19 protein-coding genes and 8 pseudogenes are annotated in these 17,644 nt (G+C 46.7%); 14 read left to right on the top strand and 13 right to left on the bottom strand.

The features are described 5' to 3' along the window. Nucleotides 1-188 (top strand): fimbrial protein (locus QDT79_RS24665; protein ID WP_507200862.1); only part of this gene is annotated, 188 nt, incomplete at its 5' end. A gap of 128 nt (nt 189-316) precedes the next feature. Next, nucleotides 317-1,018 carry a helix-turn-helix transcriptional regulator gene (locus QDT79_RS24660; RefSeq protein ID WP_172906424.1) on the top strand — a complete coding sequence of 234 codons (702 nt, stop codon included), beginning with the start codon at nt 317-319 and terminating at the stop codon, nt 1,016-1,018. A gap of 117 nt (nt 1,019-1,135) precedes the next feature. Here the strand turns inward: QDT79_RS24660 and QDT79_RS24655 are convergent. After that, nucleotides 1,136-1,693 (bottom strand): annotated as a pseudogene (locus QDT79_RS24655) (IS6 family transposase); the annotation flags it as partial. An 80-nt stretch (nt 1,694-1,773) separates the two neighbouring features. Here QDT79_RS24655 and QDT79_RS24650 point away from each other — a divergent pair. Then, nucleotides 1,774-2,891, top strand: a protein-coding gene (locus QDT79_RS24650) for an IS3 family transposase (RefSeq protein WP_172906425.1) whose coding sequence is annotated in 2 segments (ribosomal slippage) — nt 1,774-2,029 and nt 2,029-2,891 — 1,119 coding nt in all. Because the reading frame shifts where the segments join, the coding sequence is not laid out codon by codon here. A 14-nt stretch (nt 2,892-2,905) separates the two neighbouring features. Further along, a pseudogene (locus tag QDT79_RS24645) lies at nt 2,906-3,250 on the top strand (transposase); the annotation flags it as partial. Here QDT79_RS24645 and QDT79_RS24640 read toward each other — a convergent pair. Both QDT79_RS24640 and QDT79_RS24635 read right to left on the bottom strand, forming a co-directional pair. After that, nucleotides 3,242-3,526 carry a type II toxin-antitoxin system RelE/ParE family toxin gene (locus QDT79_RS24640; RefSeq protein WP_172906426.1) on the bottom strand — a complete coding sequence of 95 codons (285 nt, stop codon included), beginning with the start codon at nt 3,524-3,526 and terminating at the stop codon, nt 3,242-3,244. The pseudogene QDT79_RS24645 and the gene QDT79_RS24640 overlap by 9 nt on opposite strands. Further along, nucleotides 3,519-3,761: a type II toxin-antitoxin system ParD family antitoxin gene (locus tag QDT79_RS24635; protein ID WP_172906427.1), complete on the bottom strand. Its 243-nt coding sequence runs from the start codon at nt 3,759-3,761 to the stop codon at nt 3,519-3,521. The genes QDT79_RS24640 and QDT79_RS24635 overlap by 8 nt, the downstream gene beginning before the upstream one ends. Before the next feature lie 134 nt (nt 3,762-3,895). Here QDT79_RS24635 and QDT79_RS24630 point away from each other — a divergent pair. From QDT79_RS24630 to QDT79_RS24615, 4 genes and pseudogenes are all read left to right on the top strand, one after another. Further along, nucleotides 3,896-4,153: pseudogene (locus QDT79_RS24630) on the top strand (transposase domain-containing protein); the annotation flags it as partial. A 141-nt stretch (nt 4,154-4,294) separates the two neighbouring features. Beyond that, on the top strand, nt 4,295-4,903 hold the full coding sequence (gene tnpA, locus QDT79_RS24625) for an IS66-like element accessory protein TnpA (RefSeq protein WP_172906428.1): 609 nt from the start codon (nt 4,295-4,297) through the stop codon (nt 4,901-4,903). Then, on the top strand, nt 4,900-5,247 hold the full coding sequence (gene tnpB / locus QDT79_RS24620) for an IS66 family insertion sequence element accessory protein TnpB (RefSeq protein WP_172906429.1): 348 nt from the start codon (nt 4,900-4,902) through the stop codon (nt 5,245-5,247). The genes tnpA and tnpB overlap by 4 nt, the downstream gene beginning before the upstream one ends. A gap of 20 nt (nt 5,248-5,267) precedes the next feature. Then, nucleotides 5,268-5,804, top strand: a pseudogene (locus QDT79_RS24615) (transposase domain-containing protein); the annotation flags it as partial. Between the two features lie 104 nt (nt 5,805-5,908). On the opposite strand, the gene QDT79_RS24610 reads toward QDT79_RS24615, so the two are convergent. Continuing rightward, nucleotides 5,909-6,775, bottom strand: coding sequence for a hypothetical protein (locus QDT79_RS24610; RefSeq protein WP_238794471.1), 867 nt, complete (start codon nt 6,773-6,775; stop codon nt 5,909-5,911). A 206-nt stretch (nt 6,776-6,981) separates the two neighbouring features. Here QDT79_RS24610 and QDT79_RS24605 point away from each other — a divergent pair, with 206 nt between their 5' ends. After that, entirely contained in the window at nt 6,982-7,686 is a 705-nt protein-coding gene (locus QDT79_RS24605; RefSeq protein ID WP_172906430.1) for a helix-turn-helix transcriptional regulator, read from the top strand. A gap of 140 nt (nt 7,687-7,826) precedes the next feature. Continuing rightward, nucleotides 7,827-8,711, top strand: coding sequence for an N-acyl homoserine lactonase (locus QDT79_RS24600; protein WP_197763413.1), 885 nt, complete (start codon nt 7,827-7,829; stop codon nt 8,709-8,711). A 256-nt stretch (nt 8,712-8,967) separates the two neighbouring features. Here the strand turns inward: QDT79_RS24600 and QDT79_RS24595 are convergent, their stop codons facing one another. After that, complete coding sequence (locus QDT79_RS24595) at nt 8,968-10,191, bottom strand: IS91 family transposase (protein ID WP_172906453.1); 1,224 nt, start codon at nt 10,189-10,191, stop codon at nt 8,968-8,970. Nucleotides 10,192-10,413: 222 nt separating this feature from the next. On the opposite strand from QDT79_RS24595, the pseudogene QDT79_RS24590 reads away from it, so the two are divergent. Next, a pseudogene (locus tag QDT79_RS24590) lies at nt 10,414-10,593 on the top strand (AzlD domain-containing protein); the annotation flags it as partial. Between the two features lie 20 nt (nt 10,594-10,613). Continuing rightward, the gene (locus QDT79_RS24585; RefSeq protein WP_172906434.1) at nt 10,614-10,994 is read left to right on the top strand and encodes a RidA family protein; all 381 of its coding nucleotides are present in this window, start codon (nt 10,614-10,616) and stop codon (nt 10,992-10,994) included. A gap of 130 nt (nt 10,995-11,124) precedes the next feature. On the opposite strand, the pseudogene QDT79_RS24580 reads toward QDT79_RS24585, so the two are convergent. From QDT79_RS24580 to QDT79_RS24560, 5 genes and pseudogenes are all read right to left on the bottom strand, one after another. After that, nucleotides 11,125-11,337 (bottom strand): annotated as a pseudogene (locus tag QDT79_RS24580) (transposase zinc-binding domain-containing protein); the annotation flags it as partial. A 376-nt stretch (nt 11,338-11,713) separates the two neighbouring features. Next, nucleotides 11,714-11,926 (bottom strand): annotated as a pseudogene (locus tag QDT79_RS24575) (transposase); the annotation flags it as partial. 287 nt (nt 11,927-12,213) lie between these two features. Continuing rightward, nucleotides 12,214-13,314, bottom strand: a complete 1,101-nt coding sequence (gene aguA / locus QDT79_RS24570) for an agmatine deiminase (RefSeq protein ID WP_172906435.1) — start codon at nt 13,312-13,314, stop codon at nt 12,214-12,216. Between the two features lie 53 nt (nt 13,315-13,367). After that, nucleotides 13,368-13,922 carry a GNAT family N-acyltransferase gene (locus tag QDT79_RS24565; protein WP_172906436.1) on the bottom strand — a complete coding sequence of 185 codons (555 nt, stop codon included), beginning with the start codon at nt 13,920-13,922 and terminating at the stop codon, nt 13,368-13,370. A gap of 21 nt (nt 13,923-13,943) precedes the next feature. Then, nucleotides 13,944-14,810, bottom strand: a complete 867-nt coding sequence (locus QDT79_RS24560; protein WP_172906437.1) for a fatty acid desaturase family protein — start codon at nt 14,808-14,810, stop codon at nt 13,944-13,946. 331 nt (nt 14,811-15,141) lie between these two features. Here QDT79_RS24560 and QDT79_RS25110 point away from each other — a divergent pair. After that, a pseudogene (locus QDT79_RS25110) lies at nt 15,142-15,285 on the top strand (Rpn family recombination-promoting nuclease/putative transposase); the annotation flags it as partial. A gap of 577 nt (nt 15,286-15,862) precedes the next feature. Beyond that, on the top strand, nt 15,863-16,027 hold the full coding sequence (locus QDT79_RS24550) for a hypothetical protein (protein WP_230200727.1): 165 nt from the start codon (nt 15,863-15,865) through the stop codon (nt 16,025-16,027). On the opposite strand, the gene QDT79_RS24545 is transcribed toward QDT79_RS24550, so the two are convergent. The 3 genes from QDT79_RS24545 to QDT79_RS24535 are packed head-to-tail and all read right to left on the bottom strand — an operon-like array spanning nt 16,024 to nt 17,460. Beyond that, on the bottom strand, nt 16,024-16,347 hold the full coding sequence (locus QDT79_RS24545) for a DUF1493 family protein (RefSeq protein ID WP_172906444.1): 324 nt from the start codon (nt 16,345-16,347) through the stop codon (nt 16,024-16,026). The two genes, QDT79_RS24550 and QDT79_RS24545, sit on opposite strands and share 4 nt — an antisense overlap. Then, nucleotides 16,347-16,808, bottom strand: coding sequence for an STM2901 family protein (locus QDT79_RS24540; protein ID WP_041038604.1), 462 nt, complete (start codon nt 16,806-16,808; stop codon nt 16,347-16,349). Before QDT79_RS24540 ends, QDT79_RS24545 begins: the two co-directional genes overlap by 1 nt. Nucleotides 16,809-16,833: 25 nt before the next feature. Then, nucleotides 16,834-17,460 (bottom strand): DUF2913 family protein, encoded by a 627-nt coding sequence (locus QDT79_RS24535; RefSeq protein WP_172906438.1) that lies wholly within the window; start codon nt 17,458-17,460, stop codon nt 16,834-16,836. Nucleotides 17,461-17,644 lie beyond the last annotated feature (184 nt).

Below are 17,644 nucleotides of genomic sequence, written 5' to 3'. Positions count from 1 at the left end.
CTACCGGCGTTGGCGTACAACTGTCTAACCGCAATGGTATAGTTGCGACCAATAGAAATGTGTCTCTCGGTGTGGTCGGTACCAGTCCTGTCAGCCTGGGGCTGACGGCTTCCTATGCACGAACCACGGGCCAGGTTGTGGCAGGTAATGTACAGTCGATCATTGGAGTGACCTTCGTTTACGAGTAGTGCAATCTGTTCCACGGTCGATGAATTATCTAAATACGTCTTTACTGTTTCCATCATGCATTACCCGTGTAATCCGATGGGTTTGCGTGATGGTCATTAGTGCCTGTTATTACCTGGACATTACAATCGTGAAAAAATATAAAAAAAAGATAGACGTTGTAGTTATGGATCCGGTGATGCTTCATCAAGAAAGTATGGTTCACGTTTTGAGAGAGAGCCTGGCTAACAGAGTCAACATAACTGATGCTGTCTCTAGCCTTTCCGAGATGATTCGCCTGATTGTGCAGAAAGGCCCTGCCGATATCTATATAATGGAAGCCTATGGCCCGACTGAAAATTATAAAAGCTGGAATGACTTTACACATTTTATGGCCACGCATTACCCGTCCGTCACCTGCCTGGTTTGGTCTTCAAAACCAACTATATTTTTAAGAAAACTCAACGCTTTTGAGGGGAGGCAATCATGTTGGCAGATCCCCAAGAAAATAGGCATTGATTCATTTTTACGCTTTTTTACGCGAATTTTAGATGGCGAGATGCCTTCACTCAGCACTCGCACTTGCATGGGTCCTCCGATGTCTAACCTCACACTCAGTGAAATCGTCATCATTACCGGTATTATAGAGGGACACAGCATCAAGAGCCTGGCCAGAAAATATGATGTTGCATATAAAACAGTTAGCACTCACAAGCGAAATGCCATGATCAAGATGCGAATATCATCGACCGCACAGTTACGCAGTCTTTTCATGGATGGGTACATTTTGCGGGGTGATAAGGCTCGATGCCTTCCAATTGAAACAAACGCCAATCAACCCTTTTTATTATAAGCAAGGTAGGATGATGACAGCGGTTGTTTAGAATCCCCCCATCAGAAGGTGAAGGAGAGCATGAAAGGCACTGTTGCGAAGTTCGCTATGAGGTAGCCTGTTGATTTTTGAAAGGCATTATATTTCAAAGGCTCTGCTCACCAGGCGCATCTCGCCCAGAGGATCACCATAATAAAATGCTGAAGCCGGGCCTTTGCGCAGTGCCCGCATCACTTCAATCCCCTTTATCGTGGCGTAAGCCGTTTTCATGGATTTAAATCCCAGCGTGGCGCCGATTATTCTTTTCAGTTTGCCGTGATCGCATTCAATGACGTTATTCCGGTACTTAATCTGCCGGTGTTCTACGTCAGGCGGGCATCGACCTTCGCGTTTGAGCAGGACCAGCGCACGGCCATAGGTGGGCGCTTTATCCGTGTTGATAAATCTCGGGATCTGCCACTTTTTGACGTTGTTGAGGATTTTCCCCAGGAACCGATATGCCGCTTTGCTGTTACGACGTGGGGAGAGATAAAAATCGACGGTGCGCCCCCTGTTGTCGACGGCACGATACAGATAAGCCCACTGGCCATTCGCCTTCACGTACGTTTCGTCAATGTGCCATGGGTTCAGATCGGAAGGGTTACGCCAGTACCAGCGCAGTCGTTTCTCTATTTCAGGAGCATAACGCTGAACCCAGTGTAAGCATCCCGGTAAAACGGACCATTCACTTTTAGAGATCTTCCGACATACTGATTATGTCCCCTGAGGAGAGCGTCATGCGTAAAGCCCGATTCACCGAGCACCAGATTATTACCGTTCTGAAGTCTGTCGAAGCTGGACGTACCGTTAAGGATGTTTGCCGCGAAGCGGGAATATCCGAAGCTTCCTATTACAACTGGAAAGCAAAGTATGGCGGGATGGAAGCTTCTGATATCAAAAAGATGAAGGATCTGGAGGACGAAAACCGGCGGCTAAAACAGATGTTTGCTGATCTCAGCCTTGAATGTCGGGCCCTGAAAGACGTTATCGAAACAAAGCTTTAAAGCCAGCGATAAAGCGGGAGCTCGTCAGTTATCTGGCGGCACAATTTGCCATGAGTATCCGCCAGGCATGCAGGACATTATCGCTGAGCAGGACGGTCTATTTTTATCAGCCCGATACCCGGCCTGATGAACCGGTGATCCTGGCTTTGACTGAACTGGCAGAACTGGCAGAACGTTATCCACGATACGGTTTTAAGAAGCTGTTCCAACTACTGCGCAGACAGGGCAACACCTGGAATCATAAACGTGTTCACCGGATTTATTGCCTGCTGAAACTGAATTTTCGTCGCAAAGGAAAGCAACGTCTGCCAGTGCGTAATCCGGCCTCGCTGGCCACACCGGGATCGCTGCAGAGCTGGTCCATTGATTTTATGCACGATGCGCTGGTCTGCGGCAGGCGCTTCCGGACCTTCAACGTGGTAGATGATTTTAACCGTGAAGCACTGGCGATAGAAATCGGCCTGAATATCCCTGCTCAGCGAGTCGTCCAGGGGCTGGACAGGATCGTGGCAAACCGTGGTTACCCGCTGAAGATGCGGATGGACAACGGGCCCGAACTGGTCTCACTGGTGCTGGCCCAATGGGCCGAAGAACATGGTGTGCAGCTCGAATTTATCAAGCCGGGTAAGCCTACACAAAATGCTTTTATCGAACGGTTCAACCGAACATACCGGACAGAAATTCTGGATTTTTATCTGTTCAGAACACTGAATGAAGCGCGGGAAATTACAGAGCGCTGGCTGAAGGAATATAACAACGAGCGGCCTCATGAATCCCTGAACAACCTGACGCCGGAAGAGTACCGGCTGATGGCTGAAACAACGGATATCTCAAAAAGTTCATGGAACTAAAGCCGGGATGCTTACATTACGACCACCGCACACAGCAGCACAAACGCCAGAAAATCAGCCAGGAGGAAATGCTGCAGCGCTACGTCAACCATATTCCGGCGCGGCATTTTAAGATGGTGCGCTATTACGGTTTTCTGTCCAACTGCAAACGGGGTTCGCTTCTGCCGAAAGTCTATAACGCGTTAGCGATGACGGTACGGGAAAAGCCGAAACGGCCCGGGTTCGCGGTGCTGATGAAGGGCTTCCTGGGCACTGATCCGTACCAGTGCATCCTCTGCCAGGGCCGGTTGCGTTTTGCCGGTGCGGTGGGGGGGGAGCACACCACCAAACTGCTTTCTGACAGGCTGTTATCAAATTAAATGCTGTATATGATTCATTTGTTGATGAAGGATCCGTACTACCAGAATATCCGTGTGCTCTATTTTATAGAAAATAGAGTGTTTTTGAAATTCGATCCGCATGACATCAGGGATAGTAGGGTAAACTCTTCCCAAACTTGGCATATCTGCGACTGAATTCAAAAATACCTCCAGTGTTTCGGTGTAAGCATCAGCTTGCCTTTCTCCAAAACGTTGGAAGGTATAATCATAAATGCTGGAAAAATCCTCAACTGCGAGCTTTGTGAGTTTATACACGAAGTTTTTGCTTCCTCTGGGCTGCAATATCCTTTAATGATAAAGGGCTTACCCCACTATCCAACCCAGCAGTAACAGCTTGCCTTACAGCCTCATCATGGGTTTCTTGTTGCTCCAACAGCCGTAATGCTGAACGCATAACTTCGCTCGTTGATCCATAACGACCGCTGTTGACCAATTGGTTAATAAAAACCTCAAGTTGTTCCCCGAGGGTAACACTGGTTGTTCTCGCCATAACTTGGCTCTCCTGTGTTATATATCAACACAACTGTAAGCTAAATGATTGTGCCCGTCAAATAGCATTTATCGCTGGGATTTTTGCGCGTTAGCGCATGGAGGCGACAGCTGAGCGGCAAGAGAACGCCATACGGTTGGGTTGAAGCGGATAACAACCTCGCCGAGAATGCCCTGCGGATGGTTAGCCTGGGCCGTAAAAACTTCCTGTTCTTCGGTTCCGATCACGGTGGCGAGCGCGGAGCGCTGTTGTACAGTCTGATCGGCACATGCCGGTTGAATAGCATAGATCCTGAGCGCTATCTGCGACACATATTAAATGTGATCGCTGACTGGCCGGTAAACCGAGTTGCCGATCTCCTGCCGTGGCGAATAGCTCTACCCACAGATTAACTTACCCGACCGTTGTCAATATGGCCTTCGCTGCACGCTTACATATCTTCGATGTAAGCGCACCATCTACAACGTCTGGATAAACTGGCTCATCCCGGCAACGATCATGTCCACTATTTTTTCGGATAATGGACACAGAACATGAATGATCGGGCATGGATACACGAAGCATTGCATCTTCGCTTCGATAGAAAAGTGGTTTCAAAACAAATAAGTAAACGAGTCAATATCCCCAGAACCACCTTACAGAGCCTTTTTCGTCGATTTACCCACTCTGGTCTGAGCTGGCCTGTGCCCGCTCACATATCACCAGTGCAGCTTGAGCAACTTCTCTACCCCGGAAAAAGCCCGCAATATAAAGGAGTTCCTCCTAGGGAAATGCAGGAAAAACGCCGGCGGCCGAATTTTACTCCTGAGTTCAAACGGCATCTCGTGGCATTGTCGATGCAACCCGATGCTAATGTCGCGCGTATCGCCCTGGAACACGGCGTTAATGACAACTTGTTGTTTAACTGGCGCCATCAGCATAAAAAGGGAAAACTGTTCTGCGTAGATAGCCTCAGCGCGGAACTGCTACCGGTGAGTATCGTATCCCCTTCCGTAGCATCTGAGCCCCTGACAACGTCGTTACCCGATGATACGCTCCGTTGCGAAGTGGCGTTACCTGGCGGCACGGTAAAACTGCACGGCGCTGTAACGCCAGCGTTGTTACGAGTGTTACTCAGTGAGCTGAAAGGTGGTGTCCGATGATAACACCGCCAGCCGGCATCAGGACCTGGATCGTTGCTGGTATCACCGACATGAGAAACGGCTTCAACGGCCTGGTCTCTCGTGTTCAGTATGTCCTCAACGACGATCCGTTCTGCGGGCCCCTGTTCATCTTCCGGGGACGTCGCGGCGATATGGTAAAGCTGCTGTGGTCCGATGACGACGGGCTCTACCTGTTCACCAAACGTCTGGAGCGTGGCCGCTTCATCTGGCCGATGACCCGCGAAGGCAAAATCCACCTGACGCCAGCACAGTTATCCATGTTGCTGGAGGGCATTAACTGGAAACATCCGCAAAGAACAGAACGTTCTGGACTTCGGATATAACCCGTTCATAACATGGGTAAATGGATAACTTACTCCCCGTTGGTAACACCGACGATATCGAACAGCTTAAGGCCCTGCTGGTTGCACAGCAGGTGCTTATACAGCGCCTGTCTGGTGAGATAACCGGATATGGCCGGGAGATCGATGCGCTTCGGGGGCTGGTCGCCAAACTACAGAGAATGTTGTTCGGGCGAAGCAGTGAGAAAAACCGCGAGAAAATCGAAAAGAAGATCGCGCAGGCAGAAAAACGGATAACCGAACTTCAGGATAAACTCGGTACCGTGCAGTCGCAACTGACCTCAATGGTCGGTGATACGGGACAGGAGAACGTGGTCACTCCGGGTCGTAAACCCCTACCGGCAACACTTCCCCGCGAACGTAAGATTATCCAGCCACAGGAAACCGAGTGCCCGGCCTGCAGCGGCAGGTTGAAGCCACTGGGCGAAAGTCTCTCCGAACAGCTGGATATCATTAACACAGCCTTCAGGGTTATCGAAACGATCCGACCAAAACTGGCCTGCAGCCGGTGTGACTGTATCCATCACGCTATCTCGCCGTCTGACTTGATGTGCCGTAAATCCACGTCTGAATAATGGGACTTACGGCAGGGTTTTCCTACGGATAATTCCGATACATCACCAGAAAAATGTCCGTCATTTTATTACTCAACCACCTGATCTTTTGGCTCGTAGCTAAAGACCGCCTCTGTCGATTGTTTCACGTTGATACCTTTAGGAAGTTCAATTTTAACGATAGGCAAAAATTTACCTGTGGCATTTTTATAGCTACGCTGATCCTTCTGTGCGTTACCTAATCCCCCGTTATTCAGGTAAAACAGCGCTTCAACAGGCATGCTCTTTGGATTATTTTCATCCCAAGGCTTAACGATAATTTCGTTATAATTTAATCCATTCCCATGAAACGGCATCGCAAGTAACGTTTGATAAAATGCATCTGCCGGATTTTTTGCCGTAGGTCTGACATCAAATGCACAGACTCCCCAAGCTGTCTTTCTGACAATGGATTTATTTAACTGATGAGCAGTAAATACCCCAAAATCTTGACACGACTGTCCTTTCACTGGAGAAGGCGGTGCACCGCAGTAATTGCCCTGCCGCCCCCAGGTATTTGCATCAAGGGCATAAGAACATAATACCGAATACTGTTCATCTTCTGCTGGTGTCATTTTCCCTGGAAAAAGAATAAAACCATTAACACTGGAAAATGTATTATTGAACTTAGAGTCCTTACGTAAGTAAGAAAATGATACACCATTGCTTTTTATTGACAATGGATTGATCTTCCAGAAATCAAACCCGGGTCTAGTTCCCCTCAGTAACACGCCAGAACAAAGAAATGCCGGAGATTTCTCATCTCCACAATCTTTGGTCGTATTGTTGTACTGTGCGGTCAGTATTTCCGCAATATCATCTTTTTTATCGGTATTAACTTCAGAGTCTGTTGCAGCAAATACATCTGCTGAAAGGAGCACTATACCAAGAAGTGAAATAACGGCAATCTGTTTCATAACGCCTCACTTAAAATTAATCGTTCATTGAAGTATCACGCTTACATGAAATTAGATGAATGTATTTTCACCTGAATATCGGTTTGTATGTTTTCACCGTTTTTTTTATATCACAACTATCAAAAGAGATAGTTGTCAACGTCTTATGACGCACTAGTCTTGTAAACAATAAACCTTCACCAATTAAATGAAATGGAATAAGCACTATGGCTGCTGTTGATTTATATAATTTTTATTCTGAGTTTTCAGTGGAGAGTTTTGATGATATCCACAAGCTTCTTCAATCGGTGAAGTCCGCCATAGAGGTTGAGTGGTATTATCTTGTTTACTCAGCTACTAAAAGCAATATAAAAGAGCCAGTTATCATTACAAACTATGATGAATCATTTTTAACAGAACAGGGAGAAAAACAGTGTATCAGCCAGAACCCCATCGTGGAGTACTGTTTGCAAAATATCATCCCATTGGTGTGGAGTGAAAACACCGCTGAGACAACATCGACTTTCTTCCATGATCTTAAAAGATATGGAATTCGCCATGGTGTATCTTTCCCATTGCATGGGATAAATAATGAATTTGGGATCCTGACACTGTCATTTCATTGCCAAATTAACGATTACACAAATAAAATAAACAAACATATCAGTAATTTAATGGCGTTGAGAGATGTGATTTTACATTACCTTCACATTCTAAAATGTAAAAACACAACCATTAAACTAAGCACCCGAGAAAAAGAGATATGCTCTTGGTATTTGATTGGTAAAACAACATGGGAAATATCTAAAATTATCAACTGCTCAGAGTCAAACGTTAACTTCCACTTTAAAAATATGCGTCGGAAATTCAATGTAAACTCAAGAAGCGCAGCCATCATCAAAGCGATACAGTCCGGTCAACTCACATTATAGATACTATCTATTCCGATAGTTGCCATCCGAATGAATAAGTGTGAAATTTAAAATGAAATCATGGTGAGAATACACTAGTTAGAATTTAATGAGTAAACAACACATCAATTTAAATATACGTAAAGTGAGGGTACTATGACGTGCAAAAAAAATTTTCACTCCTAGGTCTGGCATTCTTTTCAGCACATGTATTAGCCACTCCAGAATCCGTAGTAAGTAAAGGTGCGGGCGATAACATCGCGAAAATACTGACCGCACAGTACAACAATACGACCAAAGATTGTGGAAATGAAGCATCCCCAGCATTCCTCTGCTCAGGTATTATGCTCAGGGGAACAACGCACTCCACTGACTACAAATTCTGGCAGCCAAGTCCGTTATCAATAAAAAATGGTGGTGTGTCTTTTTCATATCTGAGAAAAGATGCAAAATTCAAACGCCTGGCTTATGGTTATAAGAATGGATTTATTATTCACCCCTCAGTACAAATACCTGATGGTAGGGTTGACTTTCCCGTACTGTGCGCATTTCCTGTAGACAGTTACACAAATGAACGTTCTGAGCATGGTTGTGGGGAAAATGTTCGTCGAGGAGGAGGGAAAGGAAAACCTTGTGATGAACAAGGTGTGACGACAGCGGATGACTGGATTAAAAACTACAGAAAAGAAGGGGGCCAGGACTTTTATCAGTGTGGATATAACGTAACTCTTAATACCGACAAGCCTGCAGTTAATTTCTTCCAGATGCTGGAAAGTATAAAAAAGATCCCTCATGCACCGAATATTCCTCCTAAACAGAATGAAATCAGGATTTCAACATGGAGTGAAACTGAACCATCCAAACTACCAATAGAGGCGCTCTTTTACTCTGAAAACTCTGGGTTAGCTGATGCGCAGAAGGACCAGCGCGATTATGAACGTGCAACGGGTCATTTCATTCCTATTGTCAAAATACTATTACCAAGAACTCTGAATGAGAATGCACTATTTAAATATAACCCCAAGGATCAGGTTGTTCTGGCATAGCAAAGCTCCATTATTTAAAAGTACACGCTAGAAATGCAATAAACCTATTATGTTAATATCTAATTTAGTAAATAACAAATCCAGAATATTCTAATAAGCCGTGAATATTCCGTTCATGGTTAGGAGATTCAATCGACCTTTTTTGAATTTCCTAATCATGGACGGTGGCGAGGAAGGGTCTTATCGGATGAGGCTTGTCGCACGATAAGGCGTAAAAATGCCATTTTAGCTGTATTTTTAATCTAAAACCCACTTTTCAGGCGCACTTATCCAACATCGGAGTCTGAAGCCATCGTTTTTTCGCCATCCGCTGCAGCCTGTCAGAGAGCAGTTTGGTGGCGTGTTCACCCGCCACGGCACCGGCAAAACGCAACCGGCCCTTGCACAGGATGCACTGGTACGGATCGGTGCCCAGGAAGCCTTTCATCAGCACCGCGAACCCGGGACGTTTCGGTTTTTCCCGTACCGTCATCGCCAGCGCGTCGTAAACCTTCGGCAGCAGTGTGCCCCGTTTGCGATTGGCCAGAAAACCGTAGTACCGCACCATTTTAAAATGCCGCGCCGGTATATGGCTGACGTAACGCTGCAACATCTCCTCCTGGCTGATATTCTGGCGTTTGTGCTGCTGCGTGCGGTGATCGTAATACTGATGGACCACGGCGCCGCCACGGTAATGCCGGAGCTGAGAGGCTGCCACCGGCGGGCGCTTCAGATAACGGCCGAGGTATTTCACGCTGCGCCAGGCGCCGCGGGTCTTTTTGGCAAAATGCACTTTCCAGGCGCGGCGATATTGGGCATGCAGATAACGGTGCCACCGCTCTTTATTACGGATATGGCCGAGACCCGGCAGGCCGCCGGGGTTGATTTGCGCGTAGTTGTCGCGCAGCAGATAAACCACGGCGTTGCGCCAGATTTGCTCTACCTCTTTCTTTTTAAAGAACAACTGCCGCCAGGTGTTGTGGTTGATGTCGAGGCCGCCGCGGGTGACGGAGACGTGGATATGCGGGTGCTGATTGAGCTGCCGGCCGTAGGTATGGAGCGCACAGAAGATACCGACTTCGATCCCCTGTTGGCGCGCCCAGCGGAGCATGGCGCGGGTGGCGCAGCAGAACAGGTCATTGAGCAGGGGCCAGTTGTTGTTGAAGAACGGCCACAGCAGGTGCGGCATGGTAAACGTAATGTGCTGCCAGTCGCAGTCGGGCAGGATGTGCTGCTGTTCGGCGATCCACTGCTCGGTGGCCTTGAGGCCACAACTGCTGCAGGCCTTGGACTTGCAGCTCTGGCAGAAAAAGCGGGAATGGGTGCAGTCCGGTGAGGCGCAGCAGTAACGGCGCACGCCCATAGTGCAGGTGCCGCAGGCGAGCATGCGTTCGACGGCGAGTTTGGTCCAGTCGCTGAGGGAGTCGCCGTGTTTGTCGAGATAGCGGCTCCAGCCATCGTCATGCTGGAACAGCAGCTTTGCGGGTCTGGGAATATACATGGTGCAGAGTCTACAGGGCGGCAGGGTACAGGAAAAGGGCGTCGGCGCGAGCCGGCTCACGACGCAGGCGTGCTCATTTTATGTCGGTGTCAGCGCGAAGGTGGGGGATGCGCCACCGTGTGAGCCGCCGGGCCGTCAGGCGGCATCGGTGTTGATGTGAGGCTGGGGCTTACAGACGGTTGAGGCAGCAATGCTGCCGTGCTCGTCCCGCAGGGGCGCTACGTTCTACCCGCAATAATCACCGTCCAGATACTGGGTGTTAATTCACATATGGAGTTTGATCTTCACAACCCCAAGGTTATTGCCGCGATTATCTGCACGTTGGTTAGCTTCAGGTTTGGGCTGGTTTGGGTTGTTATCAGCGGGGTCGGCTCGCTGGTTCTGTTAAACACCTTTATGTAACTGCAGAGAGATATAGTGTAATGACTGTTATCAATACAAAAAATGCCCCTGCGGCGATTGGCCCCTACGTTCAGGGCGTGAACATGGGAAACATGGTTATAACCTCCGGGCAGTTACCGGTTGATCCGCTTACCGGCATGATGTCAGCCGCGATAGAAGTTCAGACATTTCAATCCCTGGAGAATGTCAGAGCCATAGTGGAAGCTGCCGGACTGACTGTTGCGAACATCATGAAAATCACGGTATTTGTGAAAGACATGAATGATTTTTCCGCTGTGAACGTTGTTTATGAAGCTTTCTTTACGAAGTACGGAGCACCTTTTCCAGCACGCTCCTGTGTCGAAGTCGCGCGGTTACCCAAGGATGCAAAAATAGAAATTGAGGCGATCGCTGTAGTGTAATAACTGGCTGACAGCAGCCCTGTGGGCTGCTGTCAGCATACTTTAGATTTATAATTCATTGATAAACAAGTAAATGGCCATTTAAATTGACTGCTTAACAGCGTTTACTGTTCCGTTACTCCCCAAACCCCGACTTGCAGCTCTGGCAGAAGAAACGGGCATGGGTGCAATCCGGTGAGGCGCAGCAGTAACGGCGCACGCCCATGGCGCAGGTGCCGCAGGCGAGCATGCGCTCGACGGAGAGTTTGGTCCAGTCGCTGAGGGTGTCGCCGTGTTTATCCAGGTACTGGCTCCAGCCATCGTCATGCTGGAACAGGAGCTTTGCCGGTCGGGGAATATACATGGTGCAGAGTCTACAGGGCGGCAGGGAACAGGAAAAGGGCGTCGGCGCCAGCCGGCTCACGACGCAGGCGTGCTCATTTTATGTCGGTGTCAGCGCGGCGGTGGGGATGCGCCACCGTGTGAGCCGCCGGGCGGTCAGGCAGCACCGGCGTTGATGTGAGGCTGGGTCTTAAAGACGGTTGAGGCTGCAAAGCAGCCGTGCTCGCACCGCAGGGGCGCTACGTTCTGCGGGTGTCAACGCGGCGGGGGCATGGGCCACCTCGCGGCCGGTCGGGCTGTCAGACGACGCCGGGGTTAGAGGTGAGGCTGGATCTTAAAGACGGTTGAGGCAGCTGAGCTGCCGTGCTCGCCCCGTAGGGGCGCTACGTTCACACGCACCGTAGCGTGAGACGAAAGACGCGTTTGAGCATCAGTACGGTGGAAATAGCTAATGCAGAATAACGTTGTGGGCGCCCTCGTGAAGAAGTTTTTGGGTCGTCGTACCAGGCCTGGATGGCCGACTCATCAAGCCAGAATGTCAGCGAACCACGGTTGACGAGAGCCTTGTTGTAGGCCGGCCAGTTAGCGATCTTGAACTTTTGCTTTGCCACGGGATACCGCTACAGATTCAGGAATGTGGTGATCTGCTCCTGATTGCAGTCAGAAGTTCGATTTATTCAACAAAGCCTCTGTCGCTCTCAAAAGATACGATCCAATCTCCTAACCATCAAGAAACCTCAATGTTTGTTTGATAATTCCCCTGGTGAGTTTAGCAGTAAAACGTGGGCTACGTTTTTAAAACGAACTCTAAATCTTAAAAAATAAAAATAAATACTTTAATGTCTGTATATTTACATCACAACACAAATAATGTTCGGTAAAATATTGTGATGTAAAATCAATAAGTTGTAGAATCAACAGGAACTTGTTGTGTAATACAGTGAATATTCCCCCCCCCTAAAAGTATTTCTAATGAATCGACTCCCGTGACAGTGTAATAAGGATATAAATCACAAAGAATTTCTTTTATTAAGTCGTCAAGTTCACAATCCAATAGCGGATAAATTATGCTTTTATTTGTTATTAAGTAATTAGTATAGGATGCTGCTAATTGTTCGCCAGGATATCTTTTAACCCCTTTAGCCCCATAATACTCAGAATGATAGTCATTAGGAATGAATTTTTTTCTAGGTAGTGGTAATTTATGTACTATTATATTTCGTCCTTTCGCGTCTCGTTGGGATGATAATGCTTCAAGTGCCAATTTTGATCTTTCATATTGTGGATTATTCTCATCATCGGTCCACGCAAGAACAACTTCACCTGGTTTAACAATATGCATAATGTTATCAATATGACCATTGGTTTCATCATTATATAACCCATAAGGCAACCAAATTACAGTTTCAACATTAAGATAATTCTTTAAGTGTTCTGATATCTCATTCTTTTCTAACAAAGGATTCCTTCCTTCATTAAGTAGACACTCCTCAGTTGTGTAAAGTGTACCATCCCCATCTACATGAAATGCCCCCCCCTCAAGAACAATGGGGGCTCTATAATAGTAATTTCGTAATTGAATACATATAGCACTTGCTATTTTATCATCGTTTTCCCAAGGTGAATACAACCCATTCACTACCCCTCCCCAAGCGTTAAATATCCAATCAATCCCTCGGCGCTCACCCTTATCATTAACTACAAAGGTAGGGCCGATATCACGCATCCATATGTCATCATATTCCATAATGATGATTTCAACTTCTGGCCCAAGCATTTCCCGAGCCTCTTTAAAACAACGCTCACTCACGATCATTATCACAGGTGTGGTTTTAATTATAACTTGAGCCACTTTGCTAAAGGCAATTTTTGCTGGTATGCCATTATCACGCCAATTATCCCTTCTTTCTGGCCAAGCCATTATAATTGCTGCATGGGGTTCATTTTCTGCTGGCATCTTGAATCCATCTTTTTTTGGCGTGTTTAATCGAAAACTCATTCAATCACCTATTTTTAATTACCTTAATAAGATTAAAGTGCATTAAATCCACACTATGAAAGCAACTTACTATATTTGCTGAGTTTTTTTTCAGTTTCTTCCGGATTATTCATAATCATTAACGTGACTTCCTTTTGCCACCCACATATCGCACTTTCCCCTGTATTAGTAAAACCTATCTTCTCAAAAAATCTTGCCATAGACTGTATACTTACTGAAATACCTGATCTGTATCCGTTTTCCTTAAGGTAGTTAAAAGAACTGACTATCAGGCTCATGACAATCTTTTTGTTTCCTCTAAAATTAGGATTTACAATACATTCTGAGAACTCAATGGTATTATCTCTATCGATGTTATATGCATCGAGATTGACAAACTTTTCTAGAAAGAATCCATGCTTGCTAGGTTTTATAAGTCTAACAACCCCAACAACCTCTTCACTTAAGCTTTTGCAAACCAAATAGTCAGTATGGCTATCAAACTCATCTCTAATTTGTTCAACTTTTGTGAATGGATAGTAGTTATTCCATTCACACATGTACTTGAATCTGAAATTCTTTGCTTCTTCAACTTGATCTTGCGTAGTAGCTAAGCGTGTAGTTAACATTTATTATTTTATCTCCTATTTTTAGTTGCTCTCTTTTGGACCGTTACGGTAAAAATCTTTCAGGAAAGATATAACTTTCCGCGGGGGAGATATATCCCCTGATGCTATCAATTTATTATTTTCGCTCCATGCATTAGACCAACTAGTCCCGGGCCTCGTATGATGTATTGCATGTAGGTTTGCATGAAGAATGATGAATGACAGCATTCTTGGTAATTTAAGGTCTGTAGTATCTTCATTCATAATACTTGAAGTTTTATTATGGAATGAATAATTATCGCTACAATAATAATGCTGGGAATGCCCAATAAAATACTCCACAACTAAAAAAACTATAATTGGAAATCCAATCAAACACAGGAATAATTTATAGTAAAATATTAAAAACAAAATAATAGCAATTGTAAAGGCGATGTTTATTGCTTTTGATAATTTGTTTTTTTCTCTCTCGATATCATTTACAAATATCCCTGATGAATTGAATATCATAGAATTCTTATACGAATTATATGGGGTTCTAATTAGATTGACAATAAATGAACTGCTATTTTTTTTGCTTTTAAATAAAAGCCTTTCTGGATCATTAAATTTGTTCAATTTACTGTGATGTTTAAGGTGAAACCCTCGGTACGCATAAAAACTTGAGTTGAACATGGCTCCGAAAACATGTCCGAGAAATATATTAACTCTTCTGTTCTTAACAAGGCGATAGTGCACTGTCTGGTGAAATGCTTCGAAAAAACCCACAAAAAAAAATGCTTGTAATAGTATAAAAGGAGGGAGTACCCACCAAGGTGATAGAGCGATAACTAAGCAATTGGTTATAAATATGCAGAAATGAAATGCCAAACTAATTTCTCTTGAATAACTTTTAATTTTCGCATGCATAGAACTCTCCTTGCATTTTTATTGAAAAATAGAAATGCACGATTAATATATTTATTAAACTTTGGGAAATGATAATATTCAATAGAATATGCCGAGTGATGTCTATTACTAATTTATGACTACTTTGGCCTTCCTTTAATATACTGAATTACTTTTCTTTACCTAAATATTTCTTCTCCTCAAATAAGCCAAGTTTTTTAGTTGAACGAAAATTATGTTTCATAAGAAACGCTAATCAATATACCATGCTAAATTAAATAATAGCTAAACGGGACTTTATTTCCACAAAGAAATGCGGGATTAAGGGTTCTGTCGCATTAAGGCGTCGTCGGGTAAGCGCAGCCCGTATCCGTACTCCACCCGGTGGCTGGATGAATTTGACGATCCGGAGCTGGCAGGCAAACTCTACAGCAGCGCTTTCCCGCTGGTAGACGTTACGGTCATTCCGGATGGGGTTGCACGCCGGAACCGCCGAAATTTCCGTGACCCCAGAATTTTGGCGTTCGGCGGTCTGTACGTAAGACCGTCGTCAACCGGACAGCAAAGAATTAGCCGTTTGGAGCGAAAAATCACTGTTCGCAACGTATCACATAGCTGGTACGGATAAATTCTCACTCACGGCACCATAAACGTACACGTCAGCACATGCCAAACATGCTTCAAAAATCGACTAATTCGCTGTGCCGGAAATTTCGGCGGTTCCGGCACAGAACCCCTATTAGAGGAACAACTCGCTCATTTTGAAGTGGATTTTTTTCTGTCTCTCAACTGTTGCGATTTAGCACGATTTCAGAAGGTCTGATCGTTATCTGCCATGTAGCTTCGGGAGACACAAGATGTTGTGTCTAAAGCAGCTGAATGAGGTACTAAATGTTGTGTTTCCAGGCGTGATCGTCACTTGCTACTGGCGTCATTGTTTGTCAAATTACATTGCTGTAATATGACAAAATGACATGTTTTAGGGGGCGGTGATGACGGGGTTTGAGCTGAAACTATGGCGAACGGGACTGGGATGGACACAGGAACGGGCGTCAAAGGAGTTTGGGATTTCGATGCGCACCTACATCCGCTATGAGCATGCTGATCCGCCGAGGGCGATTGAGTTGGCCATCCAGGCCCTGTCTCTGGCCGCGATGTTGCCGGATATCGACGCACTGCCGGCAGATACGTTACGGCAGCGTGTCAGAACGCTGGCGGTTGACATCCAATCCGGCTAATACAACCAGCGTCCGGCTTTGGCCGACTCGACCAGCATTCTGATGGTGAGCGGTTTTAGGGGCTGTTCGGGCACCTTTGAACCGAAAAACTCTGGGGCAAAATAATGGGTGAATTCCATGCCGGCCGGATCGACATGCCATATGGACAGGTAGGTGTTGATCGCATCGTCACCGTCATCCCAACCAATCTTGAGATCTTCCCGCAAGCGTGTGTCCAGGGTTACCGGCACTTTCGGGCCCCAGAAGACATACTTCCGCGGGCTGAAATTTTCATAGTAATAATCAATGATCTCTTGCTCTATTTGCGCGGGCGTCTTCATCAAAAATAGGTCCACTGAATTCTGTCTGCCGGACGGGCAATGAGGTTGAAACGATCTTTCACATCGCGGCCGATCGCGTAAATGGTCCAGGCCGACAGGGCATACCCTAACCAGGGAACATTGCGGCCGATAAATTTTCCCCAGTTATTCACGTAGCTGATGTGCAGGCGCTGTGGGGTTTCCCCCACCAGTGTCGGTAAACGGATACCTTTCGGCAAAGGCTTGTCCAGGTATTTCCGTGACAGTCGCGAGGCGATTGACGTGCCTGGTGTGGCGGTCCCCGGCTTTTGGCGCGTGGGTAGCCAGGGTTGTCCTGATGCGATCAGGACGGCATCGGCAACACTGATCCCCAGATGTTCACGGAGCGCATCGACGGTGATAAGCCACCACAGCTGCTGGGGCGTCAACTGGGTATACCCCTTGTAGAAATACGTACCGTTTAATTCTTCAACCGTATCCATAGGTTATCCTTTACCGTAGGGGATGTCAGGTTGGCGCGTTGCTGTGCTCGCCTGGCTCCAGTGTTACCGTTTGATATGTCGGCTTGCTGTCTGCAAGGCGGGCCTGCAGTCCATACTCTGCCATGACCTGAATGAACGTATCGACATCGCCGACAATGCGAAAAGAGACTGGCTGCAGGTGATGGCCATCCTGAGAGAAGGTGGCATTGAGCGCCGTTTTTTCGACGTAAAAACCGTTGTACTGGGACGGCGTGGGTGTTGTTTCCGACCGCCACTCGCGGGCATCCATCACATAGTTGTCCCAGCCCCGATCTTTCAGGGTTTCAGTCGCGTAAGTGAGCCGGAACAAATCGGACTGCGCGGCGAGATTGCCGCTGCAGGAGCGCCAAAGGTATTCCAGATGCTGGCGCAGTTTACCGGCCGGGCCGTGTTTGCGGCCGCGTTCGAGCAGCCAGGTGATATCCACGGCGACACTTTTAGGGAACCGCTTCTGTTTTTGGGCGGTGGCCAGCCAGCGGATCAGGAACAGGTTTTCGGCATAGGGCGTGCCGGCGATACCCTCCTGGCGCGCCAACCCCAGCGCGCAGAACGCCAGATGGCTGAGTGCTGCGGTGGTGTTATCCGTAGTAACGGATTTGGTTTTGTCTAACAACGTTGTCTGCCCTGCCCGTTTTGACGAATGGTTAAAGGGACTCTGCGATCCATCACCATTCAGTGTAACTGGCAATCCGGACAGTGACCAGCAACGCATTGCACAAAATGTAATACAGGTGTATTTCTTTTGTGTTCATTATCCTGCCAACAAGCGATATAACACTGTAGCAGATATATTAGAT

The sequence above is a fragment of the Serratia marcescens genome (assembly GCF_029846115.1).
GTDB classification, from domain to species: domain Bacteria; phylum Pseudomonadota; class Gammaproteobacteria; order Enterobacterales; family Enterobacteriaceae; genus Serratia; species Serratia marcescens_L.
This window is presented reverse-complemented; position numbering and strand designations above follow the sequence as displayed.

Bases quoted from the DNA above. Each gene is read 5' to 3' on its own strand.
- QDT79_RS24635 (WP_172906427.1), bottom strand. From the start codon at position 3,761: ATGGCGAGAACAACCAGTGTTACCCTCGGGGAACAACTTGAGGTTTTT.
- tnpA (WP_172906428.1), top strand. From the start codon at position 4,295: ATGAATGATCGGGCATGGATACACGAAGCATTGCATCTTCGCTTCGAT.
- tnpB (WP_172906429.1), top strand. From the start codon at position 4,900: ATGATAACACCGCCAGCCGGCATCAGGACCTGGATCGTTGCTGGTATC.
- QDT79_RS24610 (WP_238794471.1), bottom strand. From the start codon at position 6,775: ATGAAACAGATTGCCGTTATTTCACTTCTTGGTATAGTGCTCCTTTCA.
- QDT79_RS24605 (WP_172906430.1), top strand. From the start codon at position 6,982: ATGGCTGCTGTTGATTTATATAATTTTTATTCTGAGTTTTCAGTGGAG.
- QDT79_RS24595 (WP_172906453.1), bottom strand. From the start codon at position 10,191: ATGTATATTCCCAGACCCGCAAAGCTGCTGTTCCAGCATGACGATGGC.
- QDT79_RS24585 (WP_172906434.1), top strand. From the start codon at position 10,614: ATGACTGTTATCAATACAAAAAATGCCCCTGCGGCGATTGGCCCCTAC.
- aguA (WP_172906435.1), bottom strand. From the start codon at position 13,314: ATGAGTTTTCGATTAAACACGCCAAAAAAAGATGGATTCAAGATGCCA.
- QDT79_RS24565 (WP_172906436.1), bottom strand. From the start codon at position 13,922: ATGTTAACTACACGCTTAGCTACTACGCAAGATCAAGTTGAAGAAGCA.
- QDT79_RS24560 (WP_172906437.1), bottom strand. From the start codon at position 14,810: ATGCATGCGAAAATTAAAAGTTATTCAAGAGAAATTAGTTTGGCATTT.
- QDT79_RS24550 (WP_230200727.1), top strand. From the start codon at position 15,863: ATGCGCACCTACATCCGCTATGAGCATGCTGATCCGCCGAGGGCGATT.
- QDT79_RS24545 (WP_172906444.1), bottom strand. From the start codon at position 16,347: ATGAAGACGCCCGCGCAAATAGAGCAAGAGATCATTGATTATTACTAT.
- QDT79_RS24540 (WP_041038604.1), bottom strand. From the start codon at position 16,808: ATGGATACGGTTGAAGAATTAAACGGTACGTATTTCTACAAGGGGTAT.